Origin of the sequence: Streptomyces spiroverticillatus (genome assembly GCA_014650415.1) — a bacterium.
Lineage (GTDB): Bacteria > Actinomycetota > Actinomycetes > Streptomycetales > Streptomycetaceae > Streptomyces > Streptomyces spiroverticillatus.
In genome coordinates, this window is record BMUX01000011.1 from 1 (window position 1) to 18,893 (window position 18,893).

Below are 18,893 nucleotides of genomic sequence, written 5' to 3' on the forward strand. Positions count from 1 at the left end.
ACATTCCGAACCCGGAAGCTAAGCCTTTCAGCGCCGATGGTACTGCAGGGGGGACCCTGTGGGAGAGTAGGACGCCGCCGAACTAATTTTGATAACGGGAAAGCCCCGCACCAGTAATGGTGCGGGGCTTTTCTGCGTTTCGGGTCCCTTTCTCAGTGGGCCGCGTCCAGGCGGGCCCGCTGCTCGGGAGAGAGTTCGAGGGCCAGTGCGCCGAGATTCTCGTCGAGTTGGGCCACCGAGGAAGCTCCCGCGAGCGGGATGAGCGGCAGGGCGTGGCCCAGTTGCCAGGACAGGACGACCTGGTTGGGGGTCGCGCCGGTTTCCGCGGCCACCTCGCGCAGTACGGCGAGGCGGGCCGGAGTGCCCGGGTGGTCGTAGTCGTCCGGGACGGGCTTGTCCTCGCGGACGTACGCGCCGCCTATCAGCGGTGAGTACGCCACCAGGGAGAGGCCGGGCTCGGCGTGCAGGTAGCTGGCCAGGTCCGGGCCGACGTGGCCGAGGCTGCCCTCGGGGAAGAGCGGGAAGGGGATGTCGAAGCGCGGGCGCAGATAGCTGTGCTGGTACTGGAGGACCTCGTAACCCGGCAGGCCGGCGGCCTTCGCGAGGGTGCGGGCGCGTTCGATGCGCCAGGTGGCGTGGTTGCTCGTGCCCAGGAGGCCGACGGCTCCCTCCCGTACCGTCTCACCCAGCGCCTCGACGGTCTCGGAGAGGTCGACCGTGCGGTCCTCGATGTGGGTGTAGAGGAGGTCGATCTTCTCGATGCCGAGCTGTTCGCGGCTGCGGTCGACGGCCTCGCGGATCGCCTTCGCGCCCAGGCCCTCCCGGTTCTCGATGTACCCGGTCCCGGCGGCCTTCGGGCGGGCGCCCATCTTGGTGGCGATCACCATGCGGTCGGCGACGCCCTGGCTCTTCAGCCACCGGCCGAGCAGGCGCTCGCTCTGGCCGCCCTGGCTGTCGTCGTGCCAGTAGGAGTAGTTGTTCGAGGTGTCGAGGAAGGTGCCGCCGGCCTCCGCGAACCGGTCGAGGATCGCGTACGACGTCCTCTCGTCGGTGTACGTGCCGAACAGCATCGCCCCGAGGGCCAGCACGCTGACCTCGCGCCGGGTGGCGGGGTCGGAGCCGATGGTGCGGTGACGCATGGGCGGGGTGGACGTGGTGGAGGGGGTGGATGCGGGGGACGGGGTGGTTGCGGACATGGGAACTCCCTTTCCGGGGCCGGGTGTCGGGCTTCGGAACGGAGTCTGCGTGTTGGAGCGCACTTCAGGTCAAGCGGTTTCGCCGGGCACGGCCGAGGGGCGCGTTCTGCGGGAAATGGGATCCCCTATATGGTGCACGTGCACCATCAACAGGAACCGTGGGGGACGGAACCGGCCATGTCTGTCGTGACCGTAATGATCGTCGATGACGACAAGCTTCTCCGTTATGGATTGCAGCGCATTCTGGAGACCGCTCCGGACATCCGCGTGGCCGTCGTGTGCGACGGCGGCGAAGCCGTCGCAATGGCGGAGAAACACACCCCGGACGTGGCCCTCGTCGACATTCAGATGCCGGACGTCGACGGATTCGCGGTGCTCGCCGCGCTGCGGGGACTGGCCGTGGCGCCCGCCGTGGCCATGCTGACCGGGTTCGGCAGCGACGAGCACGTGGTGCGTGCGTTGTCCGAGGGAGCAGTCGGGTTCTTCCTCAAGGACGCCTCCCCGCACGAACTCATTCCGGGAGTGCGATTGCTCGGGGCGGGAGGAACTGCCTTGTCGTCCAGGGTTGTTCGGGCTTTGACGGTCAATCAGGAACCGGGATTCCGGTCCGGTAATTCGGCTGCTTCCGAGTTCGTGTCGCCGCGGTCTTCCCGCGGGGTTCTCACGTCGCGGGAGCGGACCGTATTCGAGCTGTTGCCGACAGGAATGACGAATTCGGAGATTGCCCGGCGGCTTTCTTTGAGCAGTTCGACCGTGAAGGACCACGTGAGCGCGATACTCGCCAAGCTCGGGGTGGCCAACCGGGTCCAGGCCGCCGTCGCCGCCCACCACGGCGTGCCCGGGGCGGGGCCGGACGGCGCGGAGTGGGACTCCCGTACATGAGGCGCAGGGTTTCGCCGTGGGTGCTCGACGTCGGGATCGTCCTGCTCGCGGCCGGTGAGTACCTGACGGTCCGCTCACGGGTGGGGCCGTGGGTCGCGGCGACCTATGTGCTGGCCGTCGCCGCTCTGGCGTTCCGCAGGAAGTGGCCGGTGGCCGTCACGCTTGCCGCCGTTCCGGCGGCGGCGAGCGGGTATCTGTGGCTGGCGCCGCTGGCCGCGCTCGCGACCGCGGCGGCGTTGGTGCCGGCCCGGCTGGCGGTCTACGGCTGCGCGGGGCTGATCTTCCTGGCAGCCGCCTCGCCCAAGTCCGTCGCGGAGGCCCGGGACCGGAACGTCGACCAGTGGGCGGCGACGCTGATCGGGCCCGCCCTCTTCAGCATCGGGCCCACGGCGTGGGGGCAGTTGGCGCGCACCCGGCGTGAACTGGCCGCCCGGCTGCGCGAACTCCAGCACAGCAAGGAGCAGGAGCGGCGGCTCTCCGTGGAGAAGGCCGTCGTGGAGGAACGCGCCCGGCTCGCCCGCGAGATGCACGACGGCGTCTCCCACCACGTCAGCCTGCTGTCCATGGAGGCGCATCTGCTCGCTCTGGAGGCGACGGACGCCGAGGCCAGGTCCCGCGCCGAACGCATCGGGGAACTCGGCGGCAGGGCGGTGGACGAACTCCGCGACGTCCTCGGGGTACTGCGCGGCTCCGGCGCGGCGGACAGGCTGCCCCGGCTCGCCGGGCTGCCCGGTCTGATCGAGGCCAGCGGTCTTCCCGTACACGTTGAAGGCACTGTTTCGCCGCAGCACCCGGGGCTCACGCCGGAGCGGGAACTGGCGGTCTACCGCACGGTGCAGGAAGCGCTCACCAATGCGGCCAAGCACGCGCCCGGCAGCAGGATCACGGTGTCGGTCGGGGTGTGCGCGCGTACGTCCGTGCTCGGCGTCGACGTGGTCAACTCGGCTACGGCGCACGGGGCGGTGGGGGAGCGCCCGTCGTCGTACGGACACGAAGACGGACACGGGCACGGGCACGGGCACGGGCACGGGCACGGGCACGGGCACGGGCTCGTCGGTTTGCGCGAGCGGGCGGAGCGGCTGGGCGGGAGCGCGACGGCGGGGCACGAGCCGGACGGCGGCTTCGCGGTCCGGGTACGGCTGCCGCTTTCGGCGGGCCACCCCGCCGACTGACCGGGAGAGCGCTCCGGACGGCCCCCGCTGTCCGGCGGGGGCCGGTGCCCGGCAATCCTCCCCAGGCATGACAGGGCGACGGCGACGGGCTGACAGGATTTCATCCGTGAAGAGGGGCGCTCGCGCCCGCACTGCCGGGCCGGACCCGGCGGGGGGAACTCTTCGACAATTCCTCGGGGGACGAGGACCCACGGAAGACGGCCAAGTTTCCACGCCTCGCCGGGCTTCCGCGGGTCCTCCCCGCATGATGCTCAACGGAGTTCACGTGAACCGTCAGAAGATCCGCCTTGCCGCTGCCACCGCGCTGACCGCCGTCGCGTTCGGTGTCGCGGCTCCCGCGGCGCAGGCCGCCGAGACCGTCCGTACGCCGGTCTCGGCAGTGAGTGTGCAGCAGGCCGACGCGGCCCGGCTCGCCACCCTGATCGCCCAGAACCCGGCCGCGGCCGCGAACGGCGAGGCCGGTCTGAACGCCGCCGTCGTCGCTCAGCTCCAGGACCCGCAGCTGGTCCAGTACGGCAGCCCCAGGGCCGAGGCGATCAAGGCACTGCTGAAGAAGTCGGGCTCCCTGTTCAAGGCGGCCGTGAAGGCCGCGAAGAAGGGCGCCGACGCCTACCGCAAGTGGGTCGACAGCCTCTCCAACTTCAACCCGGTCAAGTGGACGCTGAAGGCGCTGCCGGGTGCCGTCCAGTACGAAATCATCGACTGGCTCGCCAAGCAGGTCGGCTGACCACACCCCTGATCGAAACCGGTCCGGCCGCCTGACCAGCGGCCGGACCGGACCGGGCCCGACGGGACACCACGAGGTTGACCATGGAAGAGACGAACGACCAGAAGCAGGCCAAGCGGACCGACACGGTCTGGGGCTTCGTGACACTGCCCCTGCTGGCGGCCTGGATCACCTTCCACCTGCTGCCCCACAACACCGCGCCCGGCTGGATCCTGTACGCCACGGGGGCGGCCGGCACGGTCCTGGCGCACGGCTGGTTCGCCCTGCGCAGGATCTCCCCGGGGGTGGGCGGAGTGGTCGTTCCGCTGCTCCATGTCCTGCTCGGCGCCCTGTTCTGGCTCACCCGAACCTGATGAACCCGAAGATGAATCCGAAGAGGACCCACCGCTTCATGAACATCTCGCACCTCCGCGTCGCCGCGGCCACCGTCGCCGCTGCCGTCGCCCTCGGGGTGGCCGCACCCGCAGCCACCGCCGCACAGGCCCGCCCGGCGGCGGCCTCCGCCACGGTCGCCGTGCTCACCGCCGACCAGGCGCGCACCGTACTGGACTCGCCGGAACTGCGCCCGCACCTGAGCACCCAGGCGCAGACCGAGCTGCGTGCCGTCGCCGCGGGCGAGGCCGCGCCGCAGCTCCAGAGGAGCGCCGCGTCGGCCGCCGCGAAGGCGGCACTGGCCGCACTGAAGAAGGCGGGCGGCAAGGTCTGGTCCGGCGCGAAGTCCGCCGCGGCCAAGGGCTTCACGGCCTTCAAGAAGTGGATGGACGACCTGCCCTGGTACCACCCGGTCCGCCTGGCCCTGGCGGCGCTGGGCACGGAGGGCATCAAGCAGCTGATCAACCTGATCAACAACAGCTGACCGTTTTCACAAGCTTCCGCGCCTGTCTCCGCGGATGCCTCCGCACATGACTCTGCGGCGGACGACCAAAAGGCCGTCCGCCGCAGAGTCATGTCACCGTACGGCCGTCAGCACTCGATGACGTTGACCGCGAGGCCGCCGCGGGCCGTCTCCTTGTACTTGACCTTCATGTCGGCGCCCGTCTCCTTCATGGTCTTGATGACCTTGTCGAGGGAGACCTTGTGGCTGCCGTCGCCGCGCATCGCCATCTTCGCGGCGGTGACCGCCTTCACGGCCGCCATGCCGTTGCGCTCGATGCACGGGATCTGGACCAGACCGCCGACCGGGTCGCAGGTCAGGCCCAGGTTGTGCTCCATGCCGATCTCGGCGGCGTTCTCGACCTGCTCCGGGGTGCCGCCCAGAACCTCGGCGAGCGCGCCCGCCGCCATCGAGCAGGCGGAGCCGACCTCGCCCTGGCAGCCGACCTCGGCGCCGGAGATGGAGGCGTTCTCCTTGAAGAGCATGCCGATCGCGCCGGCCGCGAGGAGGAAGCGGACGATGCCGTCCTCGTCGGCTCCGGGGACGAAGTTCATGTAGAAGTGCAGGACGGCCGGGATGATGCCCGCGGCGCCGTTGGTGGGGGCGGTGACGACGCGGCCGCCGGCGGCGTTCTCCTCGTTCACGGCCATGGCGTAGAGGGTGACCCACTCCATGGCGTGCGCCTTCGGGTCGCCGTCGGCGCGCAGCTGGCGGGCCGAATTCGCGGCGCGGCGGCGGACCTTGAGGCCGCCGGGGAGGATGCCCTCGCGGGACATGCCGCGCGAGACGCAGGCCTGCATGACGCGCCAGATTTCCAGGAGGCCCTCGCGGATCTCCTCCTCGGTGCGCCAGGCCTTCTCGTTCTCCAGCATCAGGGAGGAGATGGACAGGCCGGTCTCGTTCGCGAGGCGCAGGAGTTCGTCGCCGGTGCGGAAGGGGTGCTTGAGGACCGTGTCGTCGGGGACGATCGGGTTCTCGCCCGCCACCGCGTCCTCGTCCACGACGAAGCCGCCGCCGACGGAGTAGTAGGTCTTCTCCAGGAGGGGCGCGCCCTGGGAGTCGTACGCGAAGAGGGTCATTCCGTTCGCGTGGTACGGCAGGGAGCGGCGGCGGTGCAGGATCAGCTCGTTGGGCTCGTCGAAGTCGATCTCGTGGGCCGAGCCGATCTCGGTGCCGAGCAGGCGGAGCTTGCCGGTGGCGCGGATGCGCTCGACCTCGGCGTCGGCCGTCTCGACGTTCACCGTGCGCGGGGAGTGGCCCTCCAGGCCGAGCAGGACGGCCTTCGGGGTGCCGTGGCCGTGGCCGGTGGCGCCGAGCGAGCCGAAGAGTTCGGCGCGTACGGACGTGGTCTGGGCGAGCAGGCCGTCCTTCTTGAGGCGTCCCACGAACATCCGGGCGGCCCGCATGGGGCCCACCGTGTGGGAGCTGGACGGGCCTATGCCGATCGAGAACAGGTCGAAGACCGAGATGGCCACAGCAGAACTCCTCAGAAGGGTGGCGGACGCCGTTGTCCGTCGGGCAGAACAGGGCAGAACAGTGCGGTACGGGGCCGGATGCCCCGGGCAAGGGACGGGGCACCGCACTCACTGTCCAGTGTGCGCGGTGCCCCGTATTTACGTATTGCTGGAAGTCGCCTACCACGCGACGTTCAGATGAAGCCTACGTAATCGGTCCGAATTACTTCAGGCCGGGGTAAAGCGGGTGCTTGTCGGCGAGGGCGGAGACCCGGGCCGACAGCGCCTTGACGTCGTACGAAGGCTTCAGGGCCTCCGCGATGATGTCGGCGACCTCGGTGAAGTCCTCCGTCTGGAAACCGCGGGTGGCGAGCGCCGGCGTGCCGATGCGCAGGCCCGAGGTGACCATCGGGGGGCGGGGGTCGTTCGGGATGGCGTTGCGGTTGACCGTGATGCCGACCTCGTGGAGGCGGTCCTCGGCCTGCTGGCCGTCCAGCTCCGAGTTGCGCAGGTCCACCAGGACCAGGTGCACGTCGGTGCCGCCGGACAGGACGGAGACGCCGTGCTCGGTGACGTCAGCCTGGACCAGGCGCTCGGCCAGGATGCGGGCGCCGTCCAGGGTGCGCTGCTGGCGCTCCTTGAACTCCGGCGAGGCCGCGACCTTGAAGGAGACCGCCTTGGCCGCGATCACGTGCTCCAGCGGACCGCCCTGCTGACCCGGGAAGACCGCCGAGTTGATCTTCTTGGCGAGCTCCGCCGTCGAGAGGATCACACCGCCGCGCGGGCCGCCGAGGGTCTTGTGCGTGGTCGTGGTGACGACGTGGGCGTGCGGGACCGGGTTGGGGTGCAGCCCGGCCGCGACGAGGCCCGCGAAGTGCGCCATGTCGACCATCAGGTACGCGCCGACCTCGTCCGCGATCTCGCGGAACTTGGCGAAGTCCAGCTGGCGCGGGTACGCCGACCAGCCGGCCACGATCAGCTTCGGCTGGGACTCCTTGGCGAGGCGGGCGACCTCGTCCATGTCGACCTGGCCGGACTCGTCGACGTGGTACGGGACCACGTTGTAGAGCTTGCCGGAGAAGTTGATCTTCATGCCGTGGGTCAGGTGACCGCCGTGGGCCAGGTTCAGGCCCATGATCGTGTCGCCCGGCTTCAGCAGCGCGAACATCGCGGCGGCGTTGGCCTGGGCGCCCGAGTGCGGCTGGACGTTCGCGTGCTCGGCGCCGAACAGCGCCTTGATGCGGTCGATCGCGATCTGCTCGACGACGTCGACGTGCTCGCAGCCGCCGTAGTAGCGGCGGCCCGGGTAGCCCTCGGCGTACTTGTTGGTGAGGACCGAGCCCTGGGCCTCCATGACGGCGACCGGAGCGAAGTTCTCCGACGCGATCATTTCGAGGGTGGACTGCTGGCGGTGGAGCTCGGCGTCGACGGCGGCGGCGACGTCCGGGTCCAGCTCGTGGAGGGAGGAGTTGAGAAGCGACATCAGGCGGGTCCCTAAGGGTTTCAGTTGCCGGAGAGCGCGGTGTACTCGTCGGCGGAGAGCAGGTCGCCCGGCTCGTCCGTGACGCGCACCTTGAACAGCCAGCCGCCCTCGAAGGGGGCGGAGTTCACCAGCGAGGGGTCGTCCACGACGTCCTGGTTGGCCGCGACGACCTCGCCGGTCACCGGGGAGTACAGGTCGCTGACGGACTTGGTCGACTCCAGCTCGCCGCAGGTCTCGCCCGCGGTCACCGTGTCGCCGACCTCCGGGAGCTGGGCGTAGACGACGTCACCGAGCGCGTTGGCCGCGAACTCCGTGATGCCGACCGTCGCGACGCCGTCCTCGGCCGTCGCGAGCCACTCGTGCTCCTTGCTGTAACGCAGCTGCTGGGGGTTGCTCATGGCTGAATTCTCCTGGATGCGGGGGAGTGCTGAGGAACGGGGTCTTGACAGATGAGACGTGGGTACGTCCGTGAGGATGCGGCGTTCGTCACTTCTGGCGCTTGTAGAAGGGGAGGGCCACGACCTCGTACGGCTCGTGGCTGCCCCGGATGTCGACACCGACGCCCGCCGTGCCCGGCGCCGCGAAGGCCGCGTCGACGTACGCCATGGCGATCGGCTTGCCCAGCGTCGGGGACGGGGCGCCGGAGGTGACCTCGCCGATGACCTTGCCGTCGGCGACGACCTGGTAGCCGGAGCGCGGGACGCGGCGGCCCTCGGCGATCAGGCCGACCAGCTTGCGCGGCGGGGCGGTCTCGGCGCGCTCGGCGGCGGCCTCCAGGGACGTACGACCGACGAAGTCGCCGTCCTTCTCGAACTTGACGACCCGGCCCAGGCCCGCGTCGAACGGGGTGAGGGAAGTGGTCAGCTCGTTGCCGTACAGCGGCATGCCCGCCTCCAGGCGCAGCGTGTCCCGGCAGGACAGGCCGCACGGGATGAGGCCGACGCCCGCGCCCGCCTCGGTCAGCGCCTGCCACAGGGTCTCCGCGTGCTTCGGCTCGACGAACAGCTCGAAGCCGTCCTCGCCGGTGTAGCCGGTGCGGGCGATCAGCGCCGGGACGCCGGCGACGGTGCCGGGCAGGCCCGCGTAGTACTTCAGGCCGTCCAGGTCGGCGTCCGTGACGGACTTCAGGATGCCGGGGGACTCGGGGCCCTGGACGGCGATCAGCGCGTACGCGTCGCGGTCGTCGCGGACCTCGGCGTCGAAGCCCTCGGAGCGGGCGATCAGGGCGTCGAGGACGACCTGGGCGTTGCCCGCGTTCGCGACCACCATGTACTCGGTCTCGCCCAGGCGGTAGACGATCAGGTCGTCGACGATGCCGCCGTCCTCCTGGCAGATCATCGTGTACCGGGCGCGGCCGAGGCCCACGGTGCCGATGTTGCCGACGAGGGCGAAGTTGAGGAGGTCGACGGCCTGCGGGCCCGTCACCGTGATCTCGCCCATGTGGGAGAGGTCGAAGAGGCCGGCCTTCGTGCGCACGGCGTTGTGCTCGTCGCGCTCGGAGGCGTACCGCAGCGGCATGTCCCAGCCCGCGAAGTCGGTCATGGTCGCGCCGAGCGAGCGATGCAGGGCATCGAGGGCGGTGTGGCGGGGTGCGGTGCTCATGACGGAAAAACTCCCAGGGCATGACGACGAGGACTTTCCTCCCCATCTGTCATCGGAACCTGAGAGGTTCGCCGGAGCAATCCGGCTTGCACCTTGGGTGGGGCCGCCCGGTGGGGGACCCGCTTTTCAGATCTGCCTCGCCCGCGCGGTTCGGGGCCTGAGAGATTCAAGGGAGGAGCTTGCTCCTTCGGCGTCCGGGCGACTGCTGCCCCGGACTCTCCCGCGCGGATTCATACGGCCGTTGTGAAGTTGAGGGTGCACAGGGCAGGCCTGGCGCGCACATCATTGCACGGCCCCCTCGGTCAGCAAATCGCTTGTCCCGCATTACCTTTTCTTTACACTTCTTGGGCAAGGGTGAGGGCATACCCGAGGGGGAGGGGTGAGGACGTTGCAGCAGCCCAGTGCATGCGCCACAACCGGCGTACGGACCGAGACGGTCGTGGGGGCGGTGGGAGCCGTGCCGGTTCCGGTTCCGGTCGTGCGCGACCTGCGCGAGCGTGCGGGGCACGGTCCGCGGCGGCTGATGTTCGCCAGGGGGGACGTGGTCGTGGTGTCCGGGCTGCCCGGCAGCGGCAAGTCCACGCTCATGGGCCGCGCCGCCACGGGAGTGCGCACCATCGACTCGCAGGACGTGCGCGAACGCTGGGACGCGAGGGCGCCGCGTTTAGTGCCGTACGCCCTCTACCGACCGCTCGTCCGCCTCGCGCACTACGCGGGCCTGTATCGGGTGCTGCGCTCCGGCGAGTCGGTCGTCGTGCACGACTGCGGTACGCAGGCGTGGGTGCGCCGGTGGCTGGCGCGCGAGGCCCGCAGACGGGGGCGCGGGCTGCGGCTGGTGCTGCTCGACGTGTCGCCCGAGGTGGCCAGGGACGGCCAGCGGGAGCGCGGACGCGGAGTCTCCGGTTACGCCTTCGCCCGGCATCGCAGGGCCGTCGGCGCCCTGGTCCGGGACGCGGAGGAGGGGCGACTGCCCGCCGGGTGCGCCTCGGCCGTACTGCTGGACCGGGATGCGGCGGGGGTGCTGCGGGAGATCGGGTTCGAGGGGGAGTAGGGGCGGGCGGGGCACCTGCGGCACTGCCCCCGGCGGAGGAACGCCGGGGGCAGTGGCTGCGACGCCGGTCGGGGCGTCTTGTCCGTCAGGGCAGCTTCGGGGCACGGATGCCCGGCCAGGGAACTACCTGGAGGCGGCCGACGCCTTGGCCCACACCGCTGCCGCCAGTTTGGCGGAAGCCTGCTGCACATTGCCGAAGGCCTGCCTGGCCGCGTCCCAGTTGCCGGTCGACACGGCCTTGACGAGCGCCTCGACGCTCGCCTTCAGCGCGGTGCGGGCGGCGGAGACCATGGGGCACGGCTTGACCGGTCCCGGGTCGACGATCACGGGCGGAGGGGTGGTGTCGACCGTGGTCGTCGCCGTGTTCGTGCCGACACCGGCGTTGGCGTTCGGGTCCTCCGTCTGCACGGGGGTGGTGGTCTGTCCGGCGGGACCGGTGTCCGTCACGTCGTCGTCCACCGGCGTGAGCAGGGACAGCGGGGTGTTGGCCGCGGCGGGCTCGGGGTCGTCCGTCAGGGCGTCGGCCAGCCGGGCCTCGACCAGGGCGCGGGCTGCGGCCCGGTCCGCCGCGGGTGCCGCCGCGAAGGTCCTGGTGGCTTCGGTGAGGGCGTCCAGGTCCCGCTGGACGCCGTGCTGCGCGGCGGCGGACGCCGACGGGCGGCTGTCGGTGGTGGTGGCGACGGCCGTACCGGCCGTGCCGAGGATCAGCGCCCCGCAGAGCGACGTGGAGAGGGCGAGGGCGGCGGTCCTGTTCAGTGCCATGACGGCGGGTTTCCTTCCGGAAGGGGAGATTCGGGGACGGGGGCGACCGGGCCGCAGGGGGAACGTCCGGTGGAGCGGGAGGCGGCCGATCGGCCCTGTCCGCCACCCTCGAATGGCGCAGCACACTCCGCAACGCGACGGGTGCACAACGTGGCCATTCGGGTGCACTCTGCGGATCCGGAGCCGCCCGGCGATAGGCTCTGGCCCAGTACAGAGGCGGTGGGCAGGCGAGAAGGGGACGGTCCGTGGACATACCGGAGACGACGGGGCAGTACGGGGTGCCGGAGCAGCCCGGTCCGTACGGCGGTACTCCCTACGGAGCCCCCGGCGACAGCCTCCCCGGCGACGGCGCGCTGCCCGGCGGGGGCTGGCCCGCCAACGAGCTGGAGGAGGTGCTGGCCGCCTCCCTCGGGAACCCCGGTGCGGGCCCCCGGCTCGTGGAGGTGCTCGGGCGTTCGCCGGTGTGGATCCCGCTGCCCAACGGCGGCGGCCCCGACCAGGGCCCGCTCGACCTGCCGACCCTCGAACTGGACGGGCAGGCGTACGTACCGGTCTTCAGCTCCGAGCAGCAGTTCCGCACCTGCGTCGGCAGCCACCTCGACTTCGCGGTCGCCCCGGCCGTGGAGTTCGCCCGCGGGCTGCCGCCGCAGCTCGGCATCGCGGTGAACCCGGACGGCGCGGTCGGTATGCCGCTGCCGCCGCCCGCCGTCGCCGAACTGTGCCGCACCGGCCGCACCCCGCTGGACGGGCCCTCGACCGGCGGACGGGTGCGGCTCTTCGAGCCCGACTGGCAGGACGAGCCGGTGGACTTCCTGGCCGCCGCCGCGGGCGAGTTCCAGCAGAGCGGGGTCGTCGTCACCGCCCGGCGCGCGCTGGCGAGCGTGGAGGGCGACCCGCCGGCCCTGTTCGTCGGCGTACAGCTGTCGTCGTGGGAAGGGGCGGACCGCAACGCCCCGATGGACGCGCTGGGGCGGGCGCTGGGCCGGGAGGCCGTGCCGTGGCCGGTGCACCTGCTGCTGCTCGACATGGCGCAGGACCCGGTGGCGGACTGGATGCTGGAGCGGATCCGGCCGTTCTACACGCGCGAGCACTGAGATCCGGTACGACGGTGCGGGACGGCACGGTTCCCAAAGGGGGGCCAAGACTTCCCGCCCGACACCGACTCGGTGTCAGCGGTGCCGCTTAAGCTGGTTTGATGACCACGCCACACGGGGGCGGTGTCGACACGGTGGATCGAAGAGGGGCGGGACCCAGGGTGAGCGCGTCAGGCTCCGCGGCGGCCGGACAGGTCGAGCACATGCTGCGCCAGGTGACCCCGGGGCGGTACGACGCGTACGAGGCGCTGCTGCACGCCCTCGCGGACGGCCAGGTGTGGATGTTGCTCTGGCACGGCACGGCCGGTTCCCCCGACGCGCAGTACGGGAACATGGAGGTCGAGGGCACCGGTTACGCCCCCTGCGTGACCTCCGCCCAGGAGCTCTCCGCGAGCGGCTGGAACCGGGCGTACGAAGTGACCTCCGGCCGTGACCTGGCCCGCGCCCTGTACCCCGACCACTGGGGCATCTGGCTGAACCCGCACGCCCCCGGCGGCGGCGTCGGCATCCCCTGGCTGGACCTGCGGCGCATCGCCACCGGTCTGGACCGGATGCCCGCGGGGCCGCTGCGGATGAGCGAACCGGCCCTGGACATCCCGCAGTTCTACGCCCAGCTGTCCCAGAACGCACACCGCACCCCGGCCGTCCGCGCGCTCAGCCGCGCCTGGGTGCAGCCTGCGCTGGGAGCCCCGTACCTCGCCATCGGTCTCGACCTGTACGACACCGGCCGGCAGTCGGTGGAGGCGGTGCGGGCGATGATGCAGCAGTCCATCGGCGTCGTCCCGGACGGCCTGCCGGTGTCCACGGTCGCGATGACCGACGAGCACGACCCGGTCGGGATGTGGCTGCGCGCCAACGCCCGCCCGTTCTACGACCGCGACGCGCACGCGCCCGCTCCGACCGGCGCCCCCGGCTACGGCTACCCGCCGTCGCGCGCCTACTGAGCCGTCCGGACCGCCTGACCCGCCTGGTCCGTCTGACCCGCTCGGGTCCTTCGAGCCGTCCCGTTTTCCTGCCAAAAGCCCCTTAGGGGGCCAATCGGCATGTCTGCGCGCAGAGTTGGGAAGGTCTGCATGCTGAGACGGGGGTTGCGCATGCGGGGGAAATGGGTCTGCCCCAATTTGGCGGCTCTGCACGCCAGTTGGGCGGTACTGCCGGGCGTTGCGCCCAATTGCCCACTGTTCGCCCGTCGTTCACCCCCGTCCGGATAGCGGAAAACCGCAGACAGCATCACGGTTGCGCATCCATTGGTCAGGGGGTCTGGCGGGGTCCGGCGTCGGCGTTGAAGACTCCCCGAATCAAGGGGCGTTCGCCCTGTGTTCGACAAGCTCCAAGCCGCCACAGCGGCGGGCAAGGGCCGACCACCGTCGGCCGAGAGGGGTCCCCACCACGATGACGGCACCATTGCACGACACCTCGCCGGACGCGGACAAGGCCGCTCCCGCCGACGTCGCGGCCGATGTTGCGAAGAAGTCGGTCGAGGGGCGGTCGCTGCGCCAGATCGCCTGGACCAGACTCAAGCGCGACAAGCTCGCGCTGGCCGGCGGCATTGTCGTCGTCTTCCTGGTGCTCGTGGCGCTCTTCGCCCCGCTGATCGTGAGCCTGCTCGGCCACCCGCCGGACGAGTTCCACCAGGACAAGATCGACCCGCTGTTCGGTGTGGCCAAGGGCCTCGACGACAGCATGTTCGCCGGTGTCAGCTCGGACTTCCTGCTGGGCGTCGAGCCCGGCAACGGCCGCGACGTGTTCAGCCGCATCGTCTACGGCGCCAGGATCTCCCTCCTGGTGGCGTTCCTCGCCGCGGTGGTCGCCGTCGTCCTCGGTACGGTCCTGGGCATCGTTGCCGGTTACTTCGGCGGCTGGATCGACTCGGTCATCAGCCGGGTCATGGACATGCTGCTGGCCTTCCCGCAGCTGCTCTTCATCATCTCGCTGGTCTCGGTGCTGCCGGGCGACCTCCTGGGTATGACCGGCAGTTCGGTCCGCATCTTCATCCTGGTCATGGTCATCGGCTTCTTCGGCTGGCCCTACATCGGCCGCATCGTGCGCGGGCAGACGTTGTCGCTGCGCGAGAAGGAGTACGTCGAGGCCGCGCGGAGCCTGGGCGCCGGACGGGCGTACATCCTGTTCAAGGAGCTGCTGCCGAACCTGGTGGCGCCGATCACCGTCTACACGACGCTGATGATCCCCACCAACATCCTCACCGAGGCGGCGCTCTCCTTCCTGAACGCCGGTGTGAAGCCGCCGACGGCCTCCTGGGGACAGATGCTCTCCAAGGCCATCAACACCTACGAGAGCGACCCGCTGTTCATGATCGCGCCCGGTCTGGCGATCTTCATCACGGTGCTCGCCTTCAACCTCTTCGGCGACGGAGTGCGCGACGCGCTCGACCCGAAGGGCACCCGTTGACCACCGGTCGCGCGGTCCGCGAGGACCGCGCCCCGTCCACCTCGCCCCTGCCACAACGGCCAGGCGGCAACTCGAAGGTTCCCGGGCCCTGTGCCGGTAACCGCACTCACCCGGAGGTTGCAGAACCCATGAATCCCCAGCGTTCGTCGGCGAGGATCAGGCAGGTCGCCGGAGCGGCGGTCGTCGTGGCCGCCCTCATGACCACCGCTGCGTGCGGTGGCGGCGGTGACAAGGGCAAAGACGGCGACAAGAGCGGTGGCAAGGGCGCGGGCTTCAACGCGGCCACCGGTGACAAGATCGCGAACCCGTCCACCAAGGCGGGCGGCACGCTGAAGATGATCAGCAAGCAGGACCTGGACTCTGCCGACCCGCAGCGTCAGTACTACGGCATGGCCTGGGACTTCTCCCGCTTCTACTCGCGTCAGCTGGTCACCTACGCGGCCAAGCCGGGCAACGCCAGCTCGGAGCTCGTGCCGGACCTCGCCAAGGCCAACGGCAAGATCTCGAACGGCGGCAAGACCTACACGTACGAGCTCAAGGACGGGATCGCCTGGGAGGACGGCACGCCGATCACCTCCAAGGACATCAAGTACGGCATCTCGCGCATCTGGGCCAAGGAAGCCATCACCGGCGGCCCGACCTACCTGAAGCAGGCCCTGGACCCGAAGGGCGAGTACCAGGGCCCGTACAAGGACAAGACCAGCGACGGTCCCAAGGGCATCGAGACGCCCAACGACAAGACCATCGTCTTCAACCTGGCGACGCCCAACGTCGACTTCGAGCAGATGCTGGCGATGCCGGCCGGCTCCCCGGTGAAGAAGGAGAAGGACACCGGTGCCAAGTACCAGCTGAAGCCGTTCTCCTCCGGCCCGTACAAGTTCGAGTCGTACGCGCCGAAGAAGTCCATCTCGCTGGTGCGCAACGACAAGTGGAAGAAGGAGACGGACACCGTCCGTGCCGCCCTTCCCGACAAGATCACCGTCACGATCAACTCCAACATGGAAGCCCTCGACAAGCTTCTGATCAAGGGTGACTACGACGTCGACATGAACGGCACCGGCCTGACTCAGTCCGGCCGCATCGAGGCGCTGAAGAAGCACAAGGACAACGTCGACAACATCCAGACGTCGTTCACCCGCTACGTCGACATGACGCCGGTCGCCCCGCTGAACAACGTCGCCTGCCGCAAGGCGGTCGTCTACGCGACCGACTTCAAGTCGCTCCAGGAGGTCCGCGGCGGCGAGGAGGCCGGCGGTCCGCTGGCCACCACCATGCTGCCCACCACCATCAAGGGCTACGACGACTACGACCCGTACGGCGTCAAGGCCCGTGGCGGCAAGCCGGACGTGGCCAAGGCCAAGGAGCAGCTGAAGGCCTGCAACCAGCCGGACGGCTTCTCCACCAAGATCAGCGCGCGCAGCAACAACCCGGGTGAGAAGGAGACCGCCGAGGCTCTCCAGCAGTCCCTCAAGGCCGTCGGCATCAAGGCCGAGGTCGAGGTCATCGACGGCGCCGAGTCGCAGTCCATCACCGGTTCGCCGAAGGTCGTCAAGGAGCGCAAGATCGGTCTGATCATGACCGGTTGGGGCCCCGACTTCCCGACCGGCCAGGGCTTCTCGCAGCCGCTGATCGACGGCCGCTTCATCGCTCCGACCGGTAACTACAACGGCTCGGAGACGAACGACCCGGCGATCAACAAGATGTTCGACGACGCGCTGAAGGCGACCGACCCGGACAAGGCCGCGGAGTTCTACAAGCAGATCAACCACAAGACCGCCGACATCGCCGCGCAGATGCCGTTCCTGTACGAGAAGAACTTCTCGTGGCGCAGCTCGCGGCTGACGAACGTCTACTCGTCGACCGCCTACAACGGCCGCTACGACTACGCGTCGCTCGGCGTCGTGAAGTAGTCCTCACCGAGGACCAGTTGATCCCCACCATCGCCAACCCGCCAAGCCCGAAGGGCAGGTGATGGCCGCAGGAGGCGGCCGGAGGACCCCGTGACCCGGGGTGCTCCGGCCGCCACCGGGCCGCGCACAGTGCTTGCTTACGTCATCCGGCGCCTGTTCGCCGTCGTCATGATGCTGTTGGTCGTCACTCTGACGACCTTCGTCATCTTCTTCGTCCTGCCCAAATGGGCCGGACAGGACCCCGCCCTGCTGTTCGTCGGCAAGCAGACCGACGCGGCGTCCATCCAGGGCATCCGGGAGAAGCTGGGTCTCGCCGACCCCGTCCTCGTGCAGTTCTGGCACTTCGTCCAGGCGCTGTTCGTCGGCCGGGAGTACTCCAGCGGAACTGACGTCACCCAGTGTGCGGCCCCCTGCTTCGGCTACTCCTTCCGCACCGAGCAGGAAGTCTGGCCGCAGCTCACCGACGCCCTTCCGGTCACCCTGTCCCTCGCGGCGGGCGCGTGCCTGCTGTGGGTCGTCGGCGGTGTCGCCGCGGGCGTGGTCTCGGCGCTTCGCCGGGGCACGATCTGGGACCGGGCGGCGATGAGCATCGCCCTGGCCGGCGTCTCGCTCCCCATCTACTTCACCGGCCTGCTCTCGCTGGCCATCTTCAGCTTCAAACTGGGCTGGATCGAGGGCGAGTTCGCCTCGTTCTCCGACGACCCGGCCCAGTGGTTCCAGAGCCTGCTGCTGCCCTGGATCACCCTCGCCTTCCTGTACGCCGCCATGTACGCCCGACTGACCCGGGCGAGCATGCTGGAGATCCTGGGCGAGGACTACATCCGTACCGCCCGCGCCAAGGGCCTCACCGAACGCGTCGTCATCAGCAAGCACGCGATGCGTTCCACCTGGACCCCGGTCCTCACCCTGCTCGGCCTGGACCTCGGCGCCCTCCTCGGCGGCGCGATCCTGACCGAGTCCACGTACAACCTCCCGGGTCTCGGCCGGCTCGCGGTCGACGCGATCGCCCAGAAGGACCTGCCCGTGATCCTCGGCGTCACGCTGATCGCGGCGATCTTCATCTGCGTCGCCAACCTTCTCGTGGACATGCTGTACGCCGTCATCGACCCGCGAGTGAGGCTCGGATGACCGACTTCGACAAGCCCGCCACCGCCGCTTCCGCCGCGGAGACCGTGCCCGACACCACCGTGGGCGTCCCGCAGGCCGTCGGCTCCGCGCCGTCGACCTCCTTCCTGGAGGTCCGCGACCTGCGGGTGCACTTCCCCACCGACGACGGTCTGGTCAAGTCCGTCGACGGGCTCAGCTTCCAGCTGGAGAAGGGCCAGACCCTCGGCATCGTCGGCGAGTCCGGCTCCGGCAAGTCGGTCACCTCGCTCGGCATCATGGGCCTGCACACCACGGGTCAGTACGGCCGCAGCAAGGCCCGCGTCACCGGTGAGATCTGGTTCGACGGGCAGGAACTGCTCGGCGCCGATCCGGACGAGGTGCGCAAGCTGCGCGGCCGCGAGATGGCGATGATCTTCCAGGACCCGCTCTCCGCGATGCACCCGTACTACACGGTCGGCAAGCAGATCGTGGAGGCCTACCGGGTCCACCACAACGTCGACAAGAAGGTCGCGCGCAAGCGGGCGATCGAGATGCTCGACCTGGTCGGCATCCCGCAGCCCGACAAGCGCGTGGACTCCTACCCGCACGAGTTCTCCGGCGGTATGCGCCAGCGCGCGATGATCGCGATGTCGCTGGTCAACAACCCCAACCTGCTGATCGCGGACGAGCCGACGACCGCCCTGGACGTCACCGTCCAGGCGCAGATCCTCGACCTGATCCGCGACCTCCAGAAGGAGTTCGGCTCCGCGGTCATCATGATCACGCACGACCTCGGCGTCGTCGCGGAGATGGCCGACCAGCTGCTCGTCATGTACGGCGGCCGGTGCGTCGAGCGGGGCAGCGCGGAAGAGGTCTTCTACCAGCCGCAGCACCCGTACACCTGGGGTCTGCTGGGCTCGATGCCGCGCATCGACCGCGAGCAGACCGAGCGGCTGATCCCGGTCAAGGGCTCGCCGCCGTCGCTGATCAACATCCCCGACGGCTGTGCCTTCAACCCGCGCTGTCCGTACGCCGACGTGCCCAAGGGCAACGTCACCCGGACCGTGCGGCCCGAGCTGCAGCAGGTCAGCAGCGGTCACTACTCGGCCTGCCACCTCTCGGCCGAGCAGCGGACCCGGATCTGGACCGAAGAGATTGCGCCGAAGCTGTGAGCGATGAAGCTGTGACGAG

General features: G+C 69.9%; 18 protein-coding genes, 1 rRNA gene and 2 riboswitches. Of the genes, 13 read left to right on the forward strand and 6 right to left on the reverse strand.

What is annotated here, in order from left to right:
• Nucleotides 1–83, forward strand: a 5S ribosomal RNA gene (rrf, locus tag IE269_RS26710); the annotation flags it as partial.
• A 69-nt stretch (nt 84–152) separates the two neighbouring features.
• Here rrf and IE269_RS26715 read toward each other — a convergent pair.
• Complete coding sequence (locus tag IE269_RS26715; RefSeq protein WP_189825933.1) at nt 153–1,139, reverse strand: aldo/keto reductase; 987 nt, start codon at nt 1,137–1,139, stop codon at nt 153–155.
• 234 nt (nt 1,140–1,373) lie between these two features.
• Here IE269_RS26715 and IE269_RS26720 point away from each other — a divergent pair, with 234 nt between their 5' ends.
• The 5 genes from IE269_RS26720 to IE269_RS26740 all read left to right on the forward strand — a co-directional run bounded on the left by IE269_RS26720 (nt 1,374) and on the right by IE269_RS26740 (nt 4,833).
• Complete coding sequence (locus IE269_RS26720; RefSeq protein ID WP_189825721.1) at nt 1,374–2,078, forward strand: response regulator; 705 nt, start codon at nt 1,374–1,376, stop codon at nt 2,076–2,078.
• A complete protein-coding gene (locus IE269_RS26725; RefSeq protein WP_189825722.1) occupies nt 2,075–3,250 on the forward strand; it encodes a sensor histidine kinase in 1,176 nt (391 codons plus the stop codon). The genes IE269_RS26720 and IE269_RS26725 overlap by 4 nt, the downstream gene beginning before the upstream one ends.
• A gap of 265 nt (nt 3,251–3,515) precedes the next feature.
• Complete coding sequence (locus IE269_RS26730; RefSeq protein WP_189825723.1) at nt 3,516–3,977, forward strand: hypothetical protein; 462 nt, start codon at nt 3,516–3,518, stop codon at nt 3,975–3,977.
• Nucleotides 3,978–4,060: 83 nt separating this feature from the next.
• On the forward strand, nt 4,061–4,330 hold the full coding sequence (locus tag IE269_RS26735; RefSeq protein WP_189825724.1) for a hypothetical protein: 270 nt from the start codon (nt 4,061–4,063) through the stop codon (nt 4,328–4,330).
• Nucleotides 4,331–4,341: 11 nt separating this feature from the next.
• Nucleotides 4,342–4,833, forward strand: coding sequence for a hypothetical protein (locus IE269_RS26740; protein WP_189825725.1), 492 nt, complete (start codon nt 4,342–4,344; stop codon nt 4,831–4,833).
• A 107-nt stretch (nt 4,834–4,940) separates the two neighbouring features.
• Here IE269_RS26740 and IE269_RS26745 read toward each other — a convergent pair whose 3' ends face one another.
• From IE269_RS26745 to gcvT, 4 genes are all read right to left on the reverse strand, one after another.
• Complete coding sequence (locus IE269_RS26745) at nt 4,941–6,326, reverse strand: L-serine ammonia-lyase (RefSeq protein WP_189825726.1); 1,386 nt, start codon at nt 6,324–6,326, stop codon at nt 4,941–4,943.
• 202 nt (nt 6,327–6,528) lie between these two features.
• Complete coding sequence (gene glyA, locus IE269_RS26750) at nt 6,529–7,788, reverse strand: serine hydroxymethyltransferase (RefSeq protein ID WP_189825727.1); 1,260 nt, start codon at nt 7,786–7,788, stop codon at nt 6,529–6,531.
• A 20-nt stretch (nt 7,789–7,808) separates the two neighbouring features.
• Entirely contained in the window at nt 7,809–8,186 is a 378-nt protein-coding gene (gcvH, locus tag IE269_RS26755; RefSeq protein WP_189825728.1) for a glycine cleavage system protein GcvH, read from the reverse strand.
• An 88-nt stretch (nt 8,187–8,274) separates the two neighbouring features.
• Entirely contained in the window at nt 8,275–9,390 is a 1,116-nt protein-coding gene (gene gcvT, locus IE269_RS26760) for a glycine cleavage system aminomethyltransferase GcvT (protein ID WP_189825729.1), read from the reverse strand.
• Between the two features lie 36 nt (nt 9,391–9,426).
• Nucleotides 9,427–9,526, reverse strand: a riboswitch (glycine riboswitch).
• Nucleotides 9,527–9,623: riboswitch (glycine riboswitch) on the reverse strand. It lies immediately after the preceding riboswitch.
• Between the two features lie 155 nt (nt 9,624–9,778).
• Between gcvT and IE269_RS26765 the strand changes: the two genes are divergently transcribed.
• A complete protein-coding gene (locus tag IE269_RS26765) occupies nt 9,779–10,441 on the forward strand; it encodes an AAA family ATPase (protein WP_438817634.1) in 663 nt (220 codons plus the stop codon).
• Between the two features lie 123 nt (nt 10,442–10,564).
• On the opposite strand, the gene IE269_RS26770 is transcribed toward IE269_RS26765, so the two are convergent.
• A complete protein-coding gene (locus IE269_RS26770; RefSeq protein WP_189825730.1) occupies nt 10,565–11,203 on the reverse strand; it encodes a hypothetical protein in 639 nt (212 codons plus the stop codon).
• A gap of 392 nt (nt 11,204–11,595) precedes the next feature.
• On the opposite strand from IE269_RS26770, the gene IE269_RS26775 reads away from it, so the two are divergent.
• The 6 genes from IE269_RS26775 to IE269_RS26800 all read left to right on the forward strand — a co-directional run bounded on the left by IE269_RS26775 (nt 11,596) and on the right by IE269_RS26800 (nt 18,874).
• Nucleotides 11,596–12,297 (forward strand): enhanced serine sensitivity protein SseB, encoded by a 702-nt coding sequence (locus tag IE269_RS26775; protein WP_189825935.1) that lies wholly within the window; start codon nt 11,596–11,598, stop codon nt 12,295–12,297.
• Nucleotides 12,298–12,458: 161 nt separating this feature from the next.
• Entirely contained in the window at nt 12,459–13,241 is a 783-nt protein-coding gene (locus IE269_RS26780; RefSeq protein ID WP_189825731.1) for an enhanced serine sensitivity protein SseB C-terminal domain-containing protein, read from the forward strand.
• Between the two features lie 448 nt (nt 13,242–13,689).
• Nucleotides 13,690–14,706, forward strand: coding sequence for an ABC transporter permease (locus IE269_RS26785; RefSeq protein WP_189825732.1), 1,017 nt, complete (start codon nt 13,690–13,692; stop codon nt 14,704–14,706).
• Nucleotides 14,707–14,834: 128 nt separating this feature from the next.
• Nucleotides 14,835–16,616, forward strand: coding sequence for an ABC transporter substrate-binding protein (locus tag IE269_RS26790; RefSeq protein ID WP_189825733.1), 1,782 nt, complete (start codon nt 14,835–14,837; stop codon nt 16,614–16,616).
• Nucleotides 16,617–16,769: 153 nt separating this feature from the next.
• The gene (locus IE269_RS26795) at nt 16,770–17,744 is read left to right on the forward strand and encodes an ABC transporter permease (RefSeq protein ID WP_229898274.1); all 975 of its coding nucleotides are present in this window, start codon (nt 16,770–16,772) and stop codon (nt 17,742–17,744) included.
• Nucleotides 17,741–18,874: an ABC transporter ATP-binding protein gene (locus IE269_RS26800; RefSeq protein ID WP_189825734.1), complete on the forward strand. Its 1,134-nt coding sequence runs from the start codon at nt 17,741–17,743 to the stop codon at nt 18,872–18,874. The genes IE269_RS26795 and IE269_RS26800 overlap by 4 nt, the downstream gene beginning before the upstream one ends.
• The last annotated feature ends 19 nt before the right edge of the window (nt 18,875–18,893 follow it).